General features: G+C 72.7%; 1 protein-coding gene. It reads right to left on the reverse strand.

From position 1 onward, the window contains the following. Positions 1–2,025 (reverse strand): type I polyketide synthase (locus MXD57_RS31195; RefSeq protein ID WP_250405574.1); only part of this gene is annotated, 2,025 nt, incomplete at both ends.

Consider the following 2,025-nt stretch of genomic DNA (forward strand, 5'->3'; position numbering starts at 1 on the left):
CCGGCCACGAAGTCGGGCCTCACGCCCCAGCTCTCCAGCAGCCGGAACAGCGCCACCTCCACCGCGAACAACGCCGGCTGCGCGAACTCCGTACGGTCCAGCGCGGCTCGGTCGTCGCCGAACAGAACGTCCTTCAGCGGCAGATCAAGCCGCGCACAGACCGCGTCCAGCGCCTCCGCGAACACCGGGAAGGCTTCGTACAACTCACGGCCCATACCCAGCCGCTGACTGCCCTGCCCCGTGAACAGGAACGCCGACCCGCCACCGGTGGCGGTGCCGCGCACCAGGCCCGGGGCCTGCTCACCCGCCGCCAGCGCCTCCAGAGCGGTCAGGAACCCGTCCCGCTCCGTCGCGACGACGACGGCGCGGCGGTCCAGTGCCGCCCGGGACGTGGCCAGGGAGTAGCCGACGTCCACGGTCCCCGGCAGCGGGTCCGACGTGATGTGCGTGCGCAGCCGCTCGGCCTGGGCACGCAGCCCCGCCTCACTCTTCGCCGACAGCGCCCACGGTACGACCCGGGGCGCGGGCACCGGTTCGGCGGCGGGGGCCGTCTCCTCTGCGGGCGGCGGCGCCTGTTCCAGGACGGTGTGGGCGTTCGTACCGCTGAACCCGAACGACGAGACGCCGGCCCGGCGCGGGCGGCCGGTCTCGGGCCACACCGTTGGCTCGGTCAGCAGGGCGAGGTCACCGGACGTCCAGTCGACGTGCGGGGTCGGCTCGTCCACGTGCAGCGTCTTCGGCAGGACCCCGTTCTGCATCGCCAGCACCATCTTGATCACGCCGGCGACACCGGCGGCGGCCTGGGTGTGGCCGATGTTCGACTTGATGGAGCCGAGCCACAGGGGCTGGTCTGCGGCGCGTTCCCGCCCGTAGGTGGCGAGGAGCGCCTGCGCCTCGATCGGGTCGCCGAGCCTGGTGCCCGTACCGTGCGCCTCGACGGCGTCGACGTCCGCCGTGGACAGCCCCGCGTTGGCCAGGGCGGCGCGGATGACGCGCTGCTGGGAGGGGCCGTTCGGTGCCGTCAGTCCGTTGCTGGCACCGTCCTGGTTGATCGCCGAGCCGCGCACGACCGCGAGCACCGGGTGCCCGTTGGCACGCGCGTCCGACAGGCGCTCGACGAGCAGCATGCCGACGCCCTCGCCCCAGCCCGTGCCATCGGCGGCGGCGGCGAACGCCTTGATACGGCCGTCGGCCGCAAGCCCCCGCTGACGGCTGAAGTCGATGTAGGCACCCGGCGACGACATCACCGTCACACCACCCGCGAGCGCCAGCGAGCACTCGCCGTTGCGGAGCGCCTGGACCGCCCAGTGCAGGGCGACCAGCGAAGCGGAACACGCGGTGTCGACGGTGACGGCCGGGCCTTCGAGACCGAAGGCGTAGGAGAGCCGGCCGGAGACGACGCTCGCCGCGTTGCCGGTACCGAGGAAGCCCTCGATGCCGTCCGGGACGGTCCGGAGCGTCGCTCCGTAGTCCTGGCCGTTGGTGCCGACGAAGACACCGGCCTGGCTGCCGCGCAGCGACGACGGGTCGATGCCCGCTCGCTCGAACGCCTCCCAGGACGATTCCAGGAGCAGGCGCTGCTGCGGGTCCATCGCCAGCGCCTCACGCGGCGAGATCCCGAAGAAGTCGGCGTCGAAGTCGGCGGCGTCGTACAGGAACCCGCCTTCGCGGGCATAGAACGTGCCCTGCTTGTCGGGGTCGGGGCTGTAGAGCGCGTCCAGGTCCCAGCCACGGTCTGCCGGGAACTCGCCGATGGCGTCGCCACCGGTGGCGAGCAACTGCCACAGGTCCTCGGGGCTACGGACCCCGCCGGGGAAGCGGCAGCTCATCGCCACGATCGCGATCGGGTCGTCGTCGACGGCGGCTTTGGCCACCGGCGCCGCCACGGCGGTTGCCGTGCCCAGCAACTCGTCCCTCAAGTACTCCGCGAGGGCCGAGGCGGTCGGGTAGTCGAAGATCAGCGTGGCCGGCAGCGTCACGCCGGTCACTGCGCCGAGCCGGTTGCGCAGCTCGACGGCGGTCAGC

Source organism: Streptomyces cellostaticus, from assembly GCF_023630175.1.
Classification (GTDB): domain Bacteria; phylum Actinomycetota; class Actinomycetes; order Streptomycetales; family Streptomycetaceae; genus Streptomyces; species Streptomyces cellostaticus_A.